The sequence below is a fragment of the Paenibacillus sp. GD4 genome (assembly GCF_030846225.1).
GTDB lineage: Bacteria > Bacillota > Bacilli > Paenibacillales > NBRC-103111 > Paenibacillus_G > Paenibacillus_G silviterrae.
On record NZ_JAVCYK010000002.1, the window covers coordinates 1,544,317 to 1,559,259 of the forward strand.

Sequence of the window (14,943 nt, forward strand, 5' to 3'; positions counted from 1 at the left end):
CTACCAGCCGGTTCGTGGCTTGATGCTATTTTTTTTCGGAAAGCCAAACGGCCAGCGTTTCAATTGACTTTTGATCTAACTGTCCGGCGAAGCCTGGCATATCACCGCTACCGTTTAAGATCTGTTTCATGATCTGGTCTTTGGATTTGTGCGCTCCTACCAGTTGAAGATTAGGTCCGAATCCGCCCTTCAGCGATTCACCATGGCAGGCCATACAATTGTCTTTAAAAAGAGCTTCGGCCTTCACTGGGTCCGGTGGGGGTGGCGCCGGTTTCGGCTCAACCGTTTTTGGCTGCTCGGTCTTCAACTGCTGCGGTTCGGGCTGCTCAGCCTTTGGCGGTTCAGTCTTAGGTTGCTCTGGTTTGGGCTGCTCCATCTGAGCTTCTTGTTCTAGAGGGGCAGTCTGTCCGGTTGCGGAAGCTTGCTTTTGATCTTGCTGTGCAGGTGGCGCGGGTTCTTGTTTCTGTTCTTGAACAGGAACAGGCTGCTTGGCCCCAGGCAGTTCACTCGCAGGTGACGAATTCACTTGCGTCGGCGCCGCCTTATCGGAAACTTCCGCAGGTTTGGCCGTACTGTCTGATAATCCGTTTTTGACCGCCTGTTCCGGGGGCGCCTGCAGCGCGCGGTCCGCTGTTTGCTCTCCGCCGCAAGCCACCAATATTGTCAGCAGCGCAAACATCATTACAGTTAGCATTAACGTTTTGTACAATGGCCCTAACCCCTTTGCTATAAATTATCTTACATAAACAGGAAACGGGGATGTAGGCAATTCGGTTCGCCTCTGGAATTGGAAAAAGTTTCAGGGCTTGTCTTCTCCATGCTATTGCAATGGCTGCTGCCTCAATTATTATGAACAACTTGCCTCAAGTTCGGTATCTGACTGGACTTACATTCGGGTCTCAAACCGGAGCTGACCGACAGCTCCTTGTATGTATCTCCCATGAAAAAGTAAGAAAAACACACTCTATTGTAAAAACACGATTCTTTTGCCTCTGGATGACAGCGGTTACAATGAAGCTAATACTAAGGGGAGGTGACAACGCATGGAGCAAACGACGAACCTGAGGAATGAAGCCGGAACTCTGCGGAGGAAGACAAACCGGTCGTTCTATCACCATCGGCAAAGGAAGGCACTGTGGTGTTACGCCTTTATCGCACCGCAGCTCATCATGTTTCTGGTATTTACTTTATATCCAATCGCTATGAGCTATGTGTACAGCTTTTACCGCTGGAACGGCTATGGGCCGCTCGAGGAATTTATCGGGCTGGACAATTTTGTAGAGACGGTCTTTGACCCGGTGTTTTGGAACGCATTCAAAAATAACTTTATTTTCATGATCGTCCTGGTATGCGTTCAAGTGCCGCTCGCGTTGATTCTGGCCATTATTTTAAATGCAAGCTGGTTGAAGGGCTCCGCCGCCTACCGGGCGATCTACTTCTTGCCCGTCGTTACAACCACAGCCGTTGTCGGGCTTGTTATGCGCTTTATTTTCGGTGCTTATAAGGGTTTGGTCAATGAGGTTCTAATCAAGCTCGGATTGCTGGAAAAGCCCGTGGATTGGATCGGTTCTATCGATACCGCGCTGCTTATCGTCATTATTGTCGGCATATGGAAAAGCTTTGGGATGAAAATGATTTATTGGCTGGCCGGACTCCAATCGCTGCCCAAAGAAGTTTATGAAGCAGCGAGGGTCGACGGGGCAACGGCGCTCCATCAATTCAGATACATTACGGTGCCGCTGCTGCTTCCCGTAGGGAGTGTCATTCTCCTGTTGTCGGCCGTCAATGCGCTGCATGTCTTTGACCTAGTCAAAGCCATGACCGAAGGGGGACCGGCCTTCGCAACGGATATGGTGGATTTGTACATATACCGGTATGCATTCTCGAGTGCGGGGGAAGCGCGCGTGGGCTTCGCGTCGGCTGCGGGTATCTTCTACGGAATCGCTGTGCTGTTTATCTCGTTGCTGCTTGGGGCTCTGGTGAAGCTAACCGGAGGGAAGTCCGCGCACGGACACTGATTCTGAAAATACTGGGGGAAAACATATGCACCAGCGGGGACTCAAACGCAAGCTGCCTATAACACTTCTTCATATTGGCCTGATCGGCATTGGTATCGTCTGGATTTATCCGTTTATTTGGATGGTTGCTTCATCGCTCAAGACGAATACGGAGTATTTAACGGGCGGTTTAACGCTGCTGCCGGATAAGCTGCAGTTCGAGAACTATGTCAGGGCGTGGAAGACGGCGAATTTTTCCACTTATTTTCTTAATACAGTCGTCGTTACGCTATCCACTGTCGCTTTGGTCATCCTGCTTTGCTCGTTAACCGGTTACGCGCTGGGCCGTTATCAATTCAAAGGCCGGATCCTGTTCGTATCGGCTGTAACGGCCACGATGTTTATGCCTAAGGGCTTTACGATCATTCCGGTCTATTCTCTTATCAATTCGATGGGACTCAATAACTCGCTTCTCGGGGTCATTCTCGCCGAATCGGGCGGTGCGCATGTGCTGTTCATATTGCTCTTTATGACTCACTTCCGCGGACTGCCGAAGGAGCTGGAGGAGTCCGCCGAAATGGACGGCTGCGGGTTCGTACGTACGTTTGTTCAAATCATGCTGCCGTTATCCAAGCCGATTATCGCCACGACGGCCATTATGCAATTTATGTGGACTTGGAATTCGTTCCTGATTCCTTTAGTATTTACCTTAGGCAAGGAAAAGCTGAGGTCGTTGGGAGTGGGGATGTATCAATTCGTGGGAGAGCACAGCATTGATTATACAGGGATGGCGGCGGCCGCCAGTATCTCGCTGCTGCCGATTATTGCGGTATTTCTCTTGTTCCAGCGTTATTTCGTGGAGGGAATTGCCGGGTCGGTCAAGGGGTAACATAGCAGGTGCTTCCTTATGAAGCATATGAAGGTTAAGAAACTTGATAACTTTGTGAAGATTACTAAAATTATAAATATTACAAATCGTATGAAGGGTATGCTGCTCCGCATGCTGAAGGATGCCAGTGTAGTCAAAAAGCTGTTTCTCGTCTTTTGCCTGGTCAGTCTAATCCCTTTATTAATCTCGGTGCTTGCCTTTCATAAAAGCGCTTCCAAGGTGCTGGAAGAGGAGCTGGGCGCCTATTCGGCCGAAATCCTCAAGCAAGTCGAGGGTCGTCTTAGCTCCTTTATTTTGGAGACAGAACGTATGGCTAATATGATTCGCTACGGTGAATCCACGCTGAATTTTTTGAATTTGACGAAGGTGAACGACGATTTATTTACCATTCAAACGGTTGGCGAAATCCGCAGGCTGTTATGGTCAATCGGAAGCTTACGCAGCTATCTGGCGGGGATTTACATAATAAATGATCACGGCTTGTCCGTGTATGCGAATCCAGACAACCGGCTAGTACGTGCCGACTATAGCTTTGAAGCGCAAGCGTGGTTTGAAGAAATAAAGAAAAATAAGGAATTCCGTCTCTATCCCGTTCAGGAGCAGGATTATGTAGACGGACAGCCGACCATTAGCTACGCCGGGCGCATCTTTGATGTAAACCGAAACCAGGAGCGGGGAACGCTGCTCATCAATTTTAACCCGGATGTCATTTCCTTCATGAGTAAGGACATTCAGCTCGGCCAGAGCGGCTACGTATTCCTGATGACGCCGGACGGACGAAGGGTCAGTCCAGCCGGTATGTTTCCTGAGGGCCTAATCGGGCTTCCTCCGTTTACGGAGGCGATTCAACGGGAAAAAGGCCATTTCATTATCCCCTATCAGGGAGTGAAAACGATGGTCAGCTTCTATACCTCCCCATCCACGGGGTGGAAGATCATCGGTGTCGTACCCTTTGAGGAGATTTCCGCAGGGGTTCAGAATGTGCGTTTCATGCTCTACGTCATTGTCGTCTTGGCGGTCGCACTCATCTCTATACTGTCCATTTTCTTATCGAAAGCGATTACCAAGCCGTTAAAGCAGCTGGAGCAGAACATGCGTCAGGTGGAGAGCGGGAACTTTACTGCCGCGGTGGAGGTATGGAGCGGAGACGAGATCGGACGGCTTGGCCGGAGATTCAATCGCATGGTCAGCGAGCTGGCCAGAATGCGTGAGGAGATTTACTCGTCGAAGCTAAGGGAATACAAGCTGAATATGCTCCATAAGGAGGCGGAGCTGAAAGCGCTGCAGGCGCAGATCAATCCTCATTTTCTATACAACACCTTAAACACGATAACTTGCATCGGAGAGGTCAATGGGGTAGAGGACATTGCCGACATCAGCGGCTGCCTTGCGAGAATGTTCAAATACAGCATTAGCCCGAATCACCATGCCTCTTTAAGCGAAGAATTGGAGCACGTAAACGCTTATATGAACATTATCGGTTTCCGCTTCCGGGATCGAATTCAATACCATCTCAATGTTCCTTCCTATTTACTGGGCTCCCGGGTAGTGAAGCTGACAGTGCAGCCGATCGTGGAGAATTGCGTGAATCATGGTCTTGGTCCGAAGCTGGGACAGGGGAACGTCTGGATTCATATTTTCGCGCGTGAAGGGTGCCTATTGATTCGGGTTGTAGATGACGGTGTAGGCATGACGGAAGAGCGGCTCGCCGAGCTTACGAAGCAGCTGGAGCTGCCCGGTCCCTTCGAGGCACGTATGACGGAGCATATCGGTCTAATGAACGTGCGCCAGCGGCTCTTTATGCATTACGAGGAGCAGGGAACCATCCGTATGAGCAGCAGGACGGGACAAGGCACCATCGTGGAAATCAGCATTCCGCTAGAACTTGGGGAAGAGGAGGAGCGGCATGTACAACGTATTGGTCGTGGATGACGAGACTTGGATGTGCGAGGGAATGACCGCGATCATCCATCGAACGAATTCTCACTTTCAAGTGGTGCAGACGGCGGAAAATGGTCTTAAGGCGCTCGCGGCGCTGCAGGAGAAACGCTTTGACGTAGTATTCGCCGATATCCGTATGCCGGGGATGGACGGACTGGAGCTGCTGAGCAAGATGCGCTCGGAAGGGTACCGGCAGCCTGTTGTCATCATATCGGGGCATCACGAATTCGATTATGCGAAAACGGCCATACGGCACGGTGTCTATGATTATTTGCTGAAGCCGGTGGATCGTCAGGAAATATCCGGCGTACTGGAGAAGCTGGTTCGAGAGCTTGATGGGGGAGCATTCGGCACCCAATCCGGCGGAACACGGCAGCCGGAGGCACCGAAGGAAGAGGAGCTGCGCCGGGGAAGCCAAATCGTCCGCATGATGAAGGAGAAGGCACAAATGAACTATATGGACGATCTGTCCATTGCCGTCATTTCTGCTACTACGGGTTTTAACCCATCGTATGTAAGCCGAATATTTAAGCAGGAGACGGGTAAGGGCTACGTTCAATATTTGACTGAAATCCGGCTTGAGGAAGCCAAGCGGCTGCTCAGAGAACAGCCCGAGCTGAACGTTTCCGATATTGCCCGGAGGGTCGGTTACTGGGATGACAAGCATTTTAGCAAGCAGTTCAAGCGGGAGATCGGCGAGACGCCAAGCGACTACCGGCGAGGTCTGCAGACACCCGCCAGGCGGTAAGAAAACGACACCCGAAAGTAATAAACCGCTCCTTTAGCCGCAAGATGACAGCGGTTACAATAGGGACACGGACAGCGTACGCGGGCGTACAAATGGCTCGCGCAGCTGTGGCAGGTACCATTATTTCAAGGGGGAATTGTCGGATGATGCCTACACGGAAGGTTTGGTCTTCCGCATTAGCGGCTGTCACGCTTGCATCGGCTGTACTGGCCGGATGCAGCGGCGGAAATGAGGACACGAAGGAAGGGGCCGGAGGGGGGACGTCGTCTTCGGGTCAGGAAGCGGTGATTCGCGTATGGGGACCTCATGACTTTATGAAGGGCGACGAAAGCCCGGGGCAGCAGATGGTCAAAATTTTTAACGAGAAAAACAAAGGCAAGATTCGCGTAGAAATGAAATACATGCCTTGGGCGGAGTACAATACAGCCATTCAGGCGGCCGTGACGTCCAACGATTTGCCGGATATTTTCAACATGCCGCAAAATATCGATTTTCAGCAGGTGGTAGCCTCGAAGTGGATTCGGCCTCTTGACGGACTCGTGACGGATACCTGGAAGAAGCAGTTTTATGCGGGGGCATTCTCGGAAGGCGTCAATGTGATCGGTGGCAAAACCTACACGTGGCCCATTTTCGGACCAGTGATGAACCAGCTGCTTTATTACAATAAAGATGTGCTGAAAAATGCGGGTCTGGATCCGGAGAAGCCGCCGAAAACGTGGGATGAGCTGCGCAGCATGGCCAAGACGGTGACGGACAAGGGCAAGGGCGACATCTTCGGCGTTGTGTTCGCCATGGCGGAGAACGGCTACGCCACGAATACGGTGACCGGCTTCGCGTCAGGCATCCAAACTCTCGATGCGAATATTAATGGTTTTAATTATAAAACCGGGAGCTATACCTATGATTCGAAGTCCATATCCGATTCGGTCAAATTTCTTCTTGATTTGAAGAAGGACGGCAGCATTCTTCCTTCCTCTTATAACTTGAAGCATCCCGAAGCGGGGGCGCTGTTCGGTCAAGGGAAAGCGGCTTTTCTGTTCGACGGCCGCTGGAGAATGTGGTTGATCAAGCGGGACACGCCGGATGCGAAGTTCGGCATGGCCGCACTGCCCACCCCGAAGGGCGAACCGATGATCATGCATCATACGCTGGCGAGCAACGGAGGCTTTATGGTTTCAGCCAATACGAAGCATCCCGAGGCTGTGGGCAAATTCATCGAGGAAGGACTGGCCTCGGAGTTATTCTATGAGCGGTTCATGAAGAGCGGCGTTGCACTTTCGCCGATAGAGAAGCTCAATGCGGACAAATCCAAATATCCGTATCCGGAATACGAGGCGTTCGTTAAGCTTCATCAGGAGGTGCTGCGGCTTCGTCCCGACCCGGCGGTACGCAATCCGGAAGCGGTGAAGGTGCTTGCGGAGATCGGCGGGATGGGACAGCCGAAGATTAAGCCGAGCTTCAACGAGATACTTCAAGCGATCATTACGGGAGCGGAGAAGGATCCGGACGGGGCGCTGAAGCAGTATAACGAGAAGATGACTAAGGGCTTCAAGGAAGGCTTGGAGAAGGTGAAGCAGAGCGGGGCCAAGGTGGATAGCGGTGATTTCGTCTTCCCTAACTGGGATCCTATGAAGGATTTTACGGATAAAGATTATGAAGCGCTGAAGAAATAATGCGTGACAAATAAAACGTCGAGCTGACGGTTTCGATGACTACAGAGGAGGCTGACAGCCTATGAAGGCGATACTGATCTTGTTCGATTCGCTGAATCGGCATATGCTTCCCCCCTACGGCTGCGATTGGGTCCACGCACCGAATTTTAACAGATTGGCGAAGAGGAGCGTCACTTTCGAGAACAGCTGGGTAGGGAGCATGCCGTGCATGCCGGCTAGGCGTGATTTGCTGACGGGCCGATACAATTTTCTTCATCGAAGCTGGGGGCCGCTGGAGCCGTTCGACGACTCTATGCCAGCTTTGCTCAAGCAGCACGGGGTCTATTCGCATCTGGTAAGCGACCATTACCATTATTGGGAGCCGGGCGGAGCCACCTACCACAGCCAGTACAACACTTGGGAATTCGTGCGGGGACAAGAGGGCGACCCTTGGAAGGGGGAGATCGCGGAACCGGACATCCCCGAGCATGTCGGACAATTCGAAGGATACCGTGGCCAGCTGTTCCGGCAGGACTGGATCAACCGGAAGTATATGTCCAAGGAAGAGCTTCATCCGCAGGCCGAAACGTTCGGTAAAGGCATTGAGTTTATCCGCACGAACCGGAACGAGGACCGCTGGCTGCTGCAGATAGAGGCGTTCGATCCTCACGAGCCGTTCTTTTCTCATCAGAAATATAAAGATCTGTACCCGCACGACTACAGCGGGAAGCATTTTGATTGGCCGGGCTACCATCCCGTACAGGAAACAAGGGAGGAAGCGGAGCACTGCAAGTATGAATACGCTGCGCTGCTGAGCATGTGCGACGACTACTTGGGACGGGTGCTGGATGTCATGGACGAATGTGGCCTATGGAAGGACACGATGCTGATCGTGACTACAGATCATGGTTTTCTCCTGGGGGAGCACGACTGGTGGGCGAAAAACATCATGCCGTTCTACAATGAGATAGCACGAACGCCGTTATTTGTATGGGATCCCCGGGAACAGCGGCAGGATGAAAGGTGCGGCGGGCTAACGCAGCTCATCGATTTGGCCCCGACCCTGCTGGATTTCTTCGGCGTACCTGTGCCCCCGGATATGCAGGGCATCCCCCTGCGTACAACGCTGCATTCGGAAGGGAGCAAGCCGGCTAGGGAGGCCGTGCTCTTCGGCATTCACGGCGGACATGTTAACTGCACCGACGGAAGGTATGTGTACATGCGTGCCCCGGCCCGACCGGATAATACGCCGCTTAACAATTACACGCTGATGCCTGCACATATGGCCTCGATGTTCGCCGTGTCCGAGCTTCAGGAGCTTGAGCTGGCTGAGCCGTTTTCTTTCACCAAGGGGATCAGGACGCTGAAGATCCCGGCTTCTTCTTACTTACAAGCACATAAGTATGGTACCTTGTTGTTTGATTTGGAGCAGGATCCGGGGCAGCAGCATCCGATACGTAATGAGGAAGCGGAAATTCGAATGATCGGGCTACTAAGTCGGCTTATGAAGGAGCATGATGCGCCGCAGGAGCAGTATGAGCGGCTGGGGATTTCCTAAAGTAAGAAAACAAGGCTGTCCCTGATAATGGGTCAGCCTTGTTACCGTGTAATTTTTATTGCTAGTCACGTTCCACTAGAATGCTGTACAATTCTCCTTCGGGCACGACAACACGGGCGCCTAATTGTTCAGCGAGGAAACGGAGAGGAACAAACATGATTCCTCCCATATGCTTGGCCGGGCCCGGCATCTCGACCGATTCACCGTTCACCTGGGCCTGCCCACTGTTTGCGCTGAATGAGATTGTTTGGGAGCCTGCCTCAACGGTTACCTCCTCTTGATCCAATTCCAGGATGGGCGAGCCATAGCCCAGATTGTAGGCAAGGATTCTCGCCGGTACGTAAGCGGTATTGTCCGAGATAAATACAGGGGGATTGGACCGGTAGTCACCCGAGGCCAGCAATACGCGAGTGCGATTGAGTACATAAGACTGATCCATTACATACATCGTAATGCTCTTTCTCGTCAGTTTCAGATCATTCTTCAGGAAGCGATATAAGGCAGAGGTTTCGTCCACTTGCTGCAGCAGCTTTTCGGAGGTATCCAGGTCATTCAACTGGATTCCGTCCGTTAGGCTTAACGCATCAGGTACCGTACTTTCTCCATCGGATATCTTCACACGTTCATAAGACAGTTGTATTTCCCCGCCGCGTAAGCCACTATATTCACTTAACAGATTCCCTGCGGATATCTTAAGATCGATTCCCCGGGCCATTTGATTCGAATCCACGTTTAAGGTCACACTTGCCTGTACATTCTGAAGCTCCTGCAAATCACTCTCATCAGGCTTGTTCAAAGAAAGGAAGGCTAGCAACGCTTTCTCCACACCGTAAATCCCTTCAACCGACATCTGCTTATCATCGTAAAATGCCGCAAAGCTCTCCGGTTGGTTCTTGAACTCCGCCGATAGATACTCGTGAATGACACTAGCCAGCTGCCGAAGCCCTTGATCATCCAAGGCGATGTTACGCAGGTGGCTTCTTACCAGCTCCAGCAGCTCTGCACCGTTTGCGTGGAATGACGTCTCCACGCCTCCGTAGCTTTTCCCTGATGGTTTCACTGTTAAGCCCTTTGCGGTCGGCAGGTTGGACAAGCTAAGCTTTAGCAGTTCCTGCACGATCGCATCCTTGCTTGTGTGCGTTCCTCCCATTACATAATCTGAAGCATATCCGAGTAACGGGACGCTATAGAGCAAATTCGTTGGGGCAAATACGCGGGCCACACTCTTCCCGAACAGGAGCGTATCCTTGGCACCCTTCACCTGAGCCGCCGCTTGTCCATCCTTCATATAGAGATGAAACGGGATCGATGATCCGTCTTTTTGTAAAAGCCCCTTTGCAGACCAAGAGCTTGTTACATGGTTCACTTTCATATCCGTAAGCGTCAGCTTGACCCCATTCAAGGCACGGTAGCGATCTAGAGCCCTTTTCTCATAGCTCATTAATGCGGGTATAACCTCCTCGTCTAAATCAAAGCGGAAACTGACCGACAGCTTGCCCTCATAGGCCTGCAGCTCCACTTCCTTCTCCGACAGCTTGTTCAGCGCTATGCCTGTCGCTTGTGTACAGCCGGCCAAAAGCAGCATTACCGCAAGCAGCAGCGGTACTATGATTTTTCGCATGTTCGACGCTCCTTCATTATGTACACTTTGTATTACACAGTAATGTACATTCTACTCGATGGGACGCGCGAAGTTTGTCGATTCGTGTTGGAAGTCTATGTAAAATGATAAAAAATGAACTTCCTTTTCAATGAATCGTACAGCCAGTAAGCATACTTCGTCTCTACTCGGATATCCTATGGAAAAACGTAGGAAACGGGGACTGGAAGAATGAAATCCATTGTGCTCATCGGCGGCTCGGGTATTGTGGGAACGGCTTTGACAAAGGCATGGAAGGATCGGTACCGGATGACGGTGCTGGATATGCGGGAGCCCCAGGAGGAAGTGGCTTTTATCCGTACGGATGCGACCTGCTTTGAGGCTCTCCTAAGCCATGTGCCGCGGGATACGGATGTGATCATAAACCTGCTTCAAGTGCCTTCAAGCAATGATGTCAAACAGTTGGACAAGATGACGGATGTTTTCTTCAAAGCGTCCGTATACATTATGGAGGCTGCGGTGAAGCTGTCGATTCCTAAGGTTGTCTTTGCCAGCAGCAATCATGTAACGGACTACTATGAGCGGGACGGCCATTCGATACTGGGCAGGGAAATCAAAGTGAGTGATTATCCGTACTCCAGAGGGATATACGGTATTTTGAAGCTAGCCTCCGAAAATGTGGGACATATGTATGCACACTCTCATCCGTTGTCTGTCATTAATATCCGAATCGGAACTGTACCTAAAAATGAAAAGCAGGCTCTGCAGGAGAACGAACGGATTCACCATACCCTGCTGACGAGGGAGGACTTGGCGAATTTGTTCGCTTCGGCGGTAGAAACGACTTCACGCTACGGCACATATTACGGGGTTTCGGATAACCCAGATAAGCCTTGGAGCATGGAGGAAGCTTATCGGGCGCTTGATTATGCGTCGGAAGTAAATAGTGAGGATCTTCAGTAGGGGGAAATCATCAAAAATAGCAAATATTGCAAATGTCATGATAAGTGAGCAAATCCTGCACTGGTGATAAATATCCCTTTCACTTATGCTGGAAGGGAATGAATTCCCTTCCTAAAATTCTATATGCAAGGGGGTTATGTGATAAAAGCGAAACGGATCTTGTTCTTTTAAGACCAGTATTGAAAGCGTATACAACAAAATCAATAGTTGGAGGATGAACACTGTATGCCGATGAACATCAAAAAAAGACTAATGATTCCCGTCCTTTGCTCTGCACAGCTTATGCTGCTGCTATCAGCCGTCCATGCGGAGACCGGTGCAGCAGATGCGAACACTTCGCTGAAGATTTTGAAGGCGGAAGCGACTTCGCCTACCACCTTTCAGATAACGTTGAATCAAAAGCTGAATCGTTTTCAGCCAGCCGACCTTCAGCTTCAATCTGCTTTGGGCGATTGGACCAGCCTGAACCCGCAGCTCACCCCCAATTTTAGCTTAAAGCAAAGCAATATGACTACAAACGATGCCGGACAAACGGTTATTACATTGGAAACCAATGAGGCGGTTCGGCCGGATGCTACGATTTCAAGGCCTGTCACGGAGGATCCGAAGAAGGTTCCTTTCTTAAATACAGCTTACTACACGGGAGATCGAGCGAAGGATATTCAGCAGGCTGATTATTTGCTCTCTTGGCAGATGGAGCATGGCGGATGGTATAAATTCAGTACGCAATACAAACGCGCTTGGAACGGCACCGAAAAGAGATCGGATTGGCTCGGTCCAAACGGTGTGGAGCTTGGAACGATAGATAACAATGCAACGACGAATGAAATCTTATTCCTCTCCGTTATGTATAAGGAAACGGGGGATATCCGCTACAAGGAGGCGGTGCAAAAAGGTATCGGCTTCCTGCTCCAGATGCAGTATCCGACCGGCGGTTGGGCGCAGGTGTATCCTGCCAGGAACAACTATTCCGATTATGTAACCTTTAACGATAACGCTATGATTCGTGTGATGAACGTTTTGAAAATGGCTAAGTCAAAGGCTTATCCGTTTAATACGGATATACTGAGCGAGGATGCCGGTTTGAAAATTCAGGAGAGTCTCGACCGAGGACTTGATTTTATCCTGAAATCGCAAATCAAGGTGGGCGGCCTTCTCACGGCATGGTGTGCCCAGCATGATCCGGTGACGTATGAGCCTCGCGGTGCGCGTGCCTACGAGCACCCTTCCATTTCCGGGTCGGAATCGATCGAGATTATCAAATATTTGATTGCCCATCCGGAGCAGACGCCGAAAATTCGACATGCTGTGGATAGCGCGCTGGGATGGTTCGATGCGAATAAGCTAAGCGGAATCAACTACATTTCGGGAGATCCGAACAATGTATACTTCGTACCGAATCCGGCTGTCGATACGTGGTATCGCTTTTATCAGATCGGTACGAATAAGCCTATTTTCTCCGGGCGCGACGGGGTGATCAAACACAATATTCTTGAGATCGAGGAGGAACGAAGGAACGGCTACCGTTGGGCCGGTTCTTGGGCACAGAAGCTGCTGCAAACGATGAAGACCACCGGGTATTACGAGGGCCGCGTGTTTGTAAAAATCGTCGGCAGCGAATCCCGTTCGGAGACGGGGCAAGCATTCACTCCGGGAGAGCTGAAACGCATCGAGGATGCTATTGCTCCTTCCCTTGAGCTGGTTCCTCCAGGGAGGAAAACAGGCAATCATTACAATGTAGACAGTGCTTCCCTGGTGCTGAAGGGGAGTTTGAATGAAGCGGCCTCAGTCAAGGTGAACGGAGTGGATGCGGAAGTTCTGGAGAACCTGGGCTTCGAATCCAAGCCGACAGCGCTACAGCCGGGACAAAATGAAATCACGATCACTGCTGTAGACAAGAGCGGGAATTCCGCGTCTGCGAGCGTTCAGGTCGTGCCGACAGGTGAAGCAAAGCGGTAGAGCTCCGGTCCGGACGGAGTTTTACAGTAGACCGCTCCTTTGGGAATGTTGCCAAAGGAGCGGTCTTTATCTTTACAGGTTAGCTGGGAGAGAAAAATTAATAATCTTTTGAACATTGTTAACGCCAACGAGAAAATACAAACACAAAATAACAAAGGAATAGGAGATAGATTTAATCACGGTGTTATAGCTGATGATACTCCAGAAAAAGTTCTTATGAAAACCGCATTCTTCATGAATAGTGCTATGAAAAACCTTTGGGCTGGCGGAGGAAAGGAGAATGTCTCCCGTAATACTTTCGGAGGCGCGATTGGTAATTACAGAGCATCCTTGGCAAGTCTCAAAAAATTAGAGATGACTTGCATGATGACTTAGAAGTCATATATCAGAACAATAGTTTAAATGTAGCGGCTATAAAAGCTCGTATTGAGCAAGCGTATCGTACAATTGAAATAGATTATGATCAAACCTCCAATGCTAAAAATGGCGTAGTACATTACTGTTGAGGTGGGGAAATTAAAAAAGCCGCCAATGGCAGCTTAATCTTTTACTTAAAAATATCGAACCTATTATCTTTTAATACGGCAGTTAAACCAAACTTGCTGTTATTATCAAATGTCATAGGATAGTATGTTACATCATTATAAACTAAAAAAGGATACTGTTCTTTTCCATTATCTACCCATACATCATTGACATAAATATTAAATGATGGAAGATGAGCATACATGTTTACAGGCTGAGTAGAGGATGCTTCAATACGTTTAAAATGTACTCCATTCCCAATTTCAGTACCGGTTTTTCTTAATGATAAGCCTACTTCATTTGTCCAGGTATTTTCAATCGTAAGAGTTGAACACATATCATAATTCAAAGGTGCGTAGATGATATCATTATAGATAAAAAATGGGTATTCTAAGGTGTGATTTTGAGCGTCAGAAGCTCCAGTTTTATAGTTGATATAAATCTTAAATGTTGGAAGTGTAACTTTAACATGCCCATCGGGAATAACTTCTTCAGCATCGGATGCTGGGGGGACGGGTTCATTTGTTGGAAACTCACCTATGAAAAAGCCTCCAGTGTGCGAGTGATATCCTTTGCATAGGCGTTTCATATATGCCTCATTGGAACATTCATGGCCACCGTATCTATCTAGTCTGCCTGAGTGTGCAAAAGATGTAGTAGATAGTGTGACTGCTAGAACTACCAAAATGACAAGCAGTTTTAAAAAACGCATAGAATTTCACTCCTGTATAGTTATTAGTGCCTATACGACAATATCAGATTGTGGCTATAGTCGCAATATAATATGTAAATTTGATTACATTCTATTTTACTTACTATGATCACCCGGACGGGGTGGAAAAGCTGAAGGCTCGGGCTTGATGTCTTCTGTGGAGCAATCGGAGGGTAATCACTTCTCCTGTTTGTTCTACCGCAATAAGAACACAAAAGAGCCTACCAGCAATGCATGGTAGACTCTTTGGGATTCCTCATAATTAACAAATTACACAAAGAAACCGGCCGACAATATGATTACCAAAAGAATGAACAGCACGAGTACGGAGGCAGCACCACCGCCTGTACCGTAACCACCACATGCACCTACAGCTCCCATTTTTATCACCCACCCCGT

The 14,943-nt window shown here is 49.7% G+C and carries 12 protein-coding genes; 9 read left to right on the forward strand and 3 right to left on the reverse strand.

Translation table 11 applies throughout. From position 1 onward, the window contains the following. Positions 1 to 25: 25 nt before the first annotated feature. On the reverse strand, positions 26 to 709 hold the full coding sequence (locus tag RAC89_RS29710; protein WP_306617279.1) for a c-type cytochrome: 684 nt from the start codon (positions 707 to 709) through the stop codon (positions 26 to 28). Positions 710 to 1,043: 334 nt separating this feature from the next. Here RAC89_RS29710 and RAC89_RS29715 point away from each other — a divergent pair, with 334 nt between their 5' ends. The 6 genes from RAC89_RS29715 to RAC89_RS29740 all read left to right on the forward strand — a co-directional run bounded on the left by RAC89_RS29715 (position 1,044) and on the right by RAC89_RS29740 (position 8,785). Next, entirely contained in the window at positions 1,044 to 2,018 is a 975-nt protein-coding gene (locus RAC89_RS29715) for a carbohydrate ABC transporter permease (protein WP_306617280.1), read from the forward strand. A gap of 25 nt (positions 2,019 to 2,043) precedes the next feature. Continuing rightward, the gene (locus RAC89_RS29720) at positions 2,044 to 2,886 is read left to right on the forward strand and encodes a carbohydrate ABC transporter permease (RefSeq protein ID WP_306617281.1); all 843 of its coding nucleotides are present in this window, start codon (positions 2,044 to 2,046) and stop codon (positions 2,884 to 2,886) included. A gap of 18 nt (positions 2,887 to 2,904) precedes the next feature. After that, positions 2,905 to 4,818 (forward strand): sensor histidine kinase, encoded by a 1,914-nt coding sequence (locus RAC89_RS29725; RefSeq protein WP_306617282.1) that lies wholly within the window; start codon positions 2,905 to 2,907, stop codon positions 4,816 to 4,818. Continuing rightward, positions 4,793 to 5,575 carry a response regulator transcription factor gene (locus RAC89_RS29730; protein ID WP_306617283.1) on the forward strand — a complete coding sequence of 261 codons (783 nt, stop codon included), beginning with the start codon at positions 4,793 to 4,795 and terminating at the stop codon, positions 5,573 to 5,575. Before RAC89_RS29725 ends, RAC89_RS29730 begins: the two co-directional genes overlap by 26 nt. A 143-nt stretch (positions 5,576 to 5,718) precedes the next feature. Then, positions 5,719 to 7,248: an ABC transporter substrate-binding protein gene (locus tag RAC89_RS29735; protein ID WP_306617284.1), complete on the forward strand. Its 1,530-nt coding sequence runs from the start codon at positions 5,719 to 5,721 to the stop codon at positions 7,246 to 7,248. A gap of 61 nt (positions 7,249 to 7,309) precedes the next feature. After that, a complete protein-coding gene (locus tag RAC89_RS29740; protein ID WP_306617285.1) occupies positions 7,310 to 8,785 on the forward strand; it encodes a sulfatase in 1,476 nt (491 codons plus the stop codon). A gap of 61 nt (positions 8,786 to 8,846) precedes the next feature. On the opposite strand, the gene RAC89_RS29745 is transcribed toward RAC89_RS29740, so the two are convergent. Beyond that, positions 8,847 to 10,406: a copper amine oxidase N-terminal domain-containing protein gene (locus tag RAC89_RS29745; RefSeq protein ID WP_306617286.1), complete on the reverse strand. Its 1,560-nt coding sequence runs from the start codon at positions 10,404 to 10,406 to the stop codon at positions 8,847 to 8,849. 210 nt (positions 10,407 to 10,616) lie between these two features. Here RAC89_RS29745 and RAC89_RS29750 point away from each other — a divergent pair, with 210 nt between their 5' ends. The 3 genes from RAC89_RS29750 (at position 10,617) to RAC89_RS29760 (ending at position 13,682) form a co-directional block, all read left to right on the forward strand. After that, entirely contained in the window at positions 10,617 to 11,348 is a 732-nt protein-coding gene (locus RAC89_RS29750) for an NAD-dependent epimerase/dehydratase family protein (protein ID WP_306617287.1), read from the forward strand. 225 nt (positions 11,349 to 11,573) lie between these two features. After that, positions 11,574 to 13,307 carry a pectate lyase gene (gene pelA / locus RAC89_RS29755; protein WP_306617288.1) on the forward strand — a complete coding sequence of 578 codons (1,734 nt, stop codon included), beginning with the start codon at positions 11,574 to 11,576 and terminating at the stop codon, positions 13,305 to 13,307. A gap of 45 nt (positions 13,308 to 13,352) precedes the next feature. Beyond that, positions 13,353 to 13,682: a hypothetical protein gene (locus tag RAC89_RS29760; RefSeq protein ID WP_306617289.1), complete on the forward strand. Its 330-nt coding sequence runs from the start codon at positions 13,353 to 13,355 to the stop codon at positions 13,680 to 13,682. A 172-nt stretch (positions 13,683 to 13,854) separates the two neighbouring features. On the opposite strand, the gene RAC89_RS29765 is transcribed toward RAC89_RS29760, so the two are convergent. Next, positions 13,855 to 14,544, reverse strand: a complete 690-nt coding sequence (locus tag RAC89_RS29765) for a hypothetical protein (protein ID WP_306617290.1) — start codon at positions 14,542 to 14,544, stop codon at positions 13,855 to 13,857. Between the last annotated feature and the right edge of the window lie 399 nt (positions 14,545 to 14,943).

What these genes read in the sequence shown, in the direction of transcription:
- RAC89_RS29720 (WP_306617281.1), top strand. Translation starts at nt 2,044, where the DNA reads ATGCACCAGCGGGGACTCAAACGCAAGCTGCCTATAACACTTCTTCAT.
- RAC89_RS29760 (WP_306617289.1), top strand. Translation starts at nt 13,353, where the DNA reads ATGTTGCCAAAGGAGCGGTCTTTATCTTTACAGGTTAGCTGGGAGAGA.
- RAC89_RS29725 (WP_306617282.1), top strand. Translation starts at nt 2,905, where the DNA reads ATGAAGCATATGAAGGTTAAGAAACTTGATAACTTTGTGAAGATTACT.
- RAC89_RS29765 (WP_306617290.1), bottom strand. Translation starts at nt 14,544, where the DNA reads ATGCGTTTTTTAAAACTGCTTGTCATTTTGGTAGTTCTAGCAGTCACA.
- RAC89_RS29750 (WP_306617287.1), top strand. Translation starts at nt 10,617, where the DNA reads ATGAAATCCATTGTGCTCATCGGCGGCTCGGGTATTGTGGGAACGGCT.
- RAC89_RS29740 (WP_306617285.1), top strand. Translation starts at nt 7,310, where the DNA reads ATGAAGGCGATACTGATCTTGTTCGATTCGCTGAATCGGCATATGCTT.
- pelA (WP_306617288.1), top strand. Translation starts at nt 11,574, where the DNA reads ATGCCGATGAACATCAAAAAAAGACTAATGATTCCCGTCCTTTGCTCT.
- RAC89_RS29715 (WP_306617280.1), top strand. Translation starts at nt 1,044, where the DNA reads ATGGAGCAAACGACGAACCTGAGGAATGAAGCCGGAACTCTGCGGAGG.
- RAC89_RS29745 (WP_306617286.1), bottom strand. Translation starts at nt 10,406, where the DNA reads ATGCGAAAAATCATAGTACCGCTGCTGCTTGCGGTAATGCTGCTTTTG.
- RAC89_RS29730 (WP_306617283.1), top strand. Translation starts at nt 4,793, where the DNA reads ATGTACAACGTATTGGTCGTGGATGACGAGACTTGGATGTGCGAGGGA.
- RAC89_RS29735 (WP_306617284.1), top strand. Translation starts at nt 5,719, where the DNA reads ATGATGCCTACACGGAAGGTTTGGTCTTCCGCATTAGCGGCTGTCACG.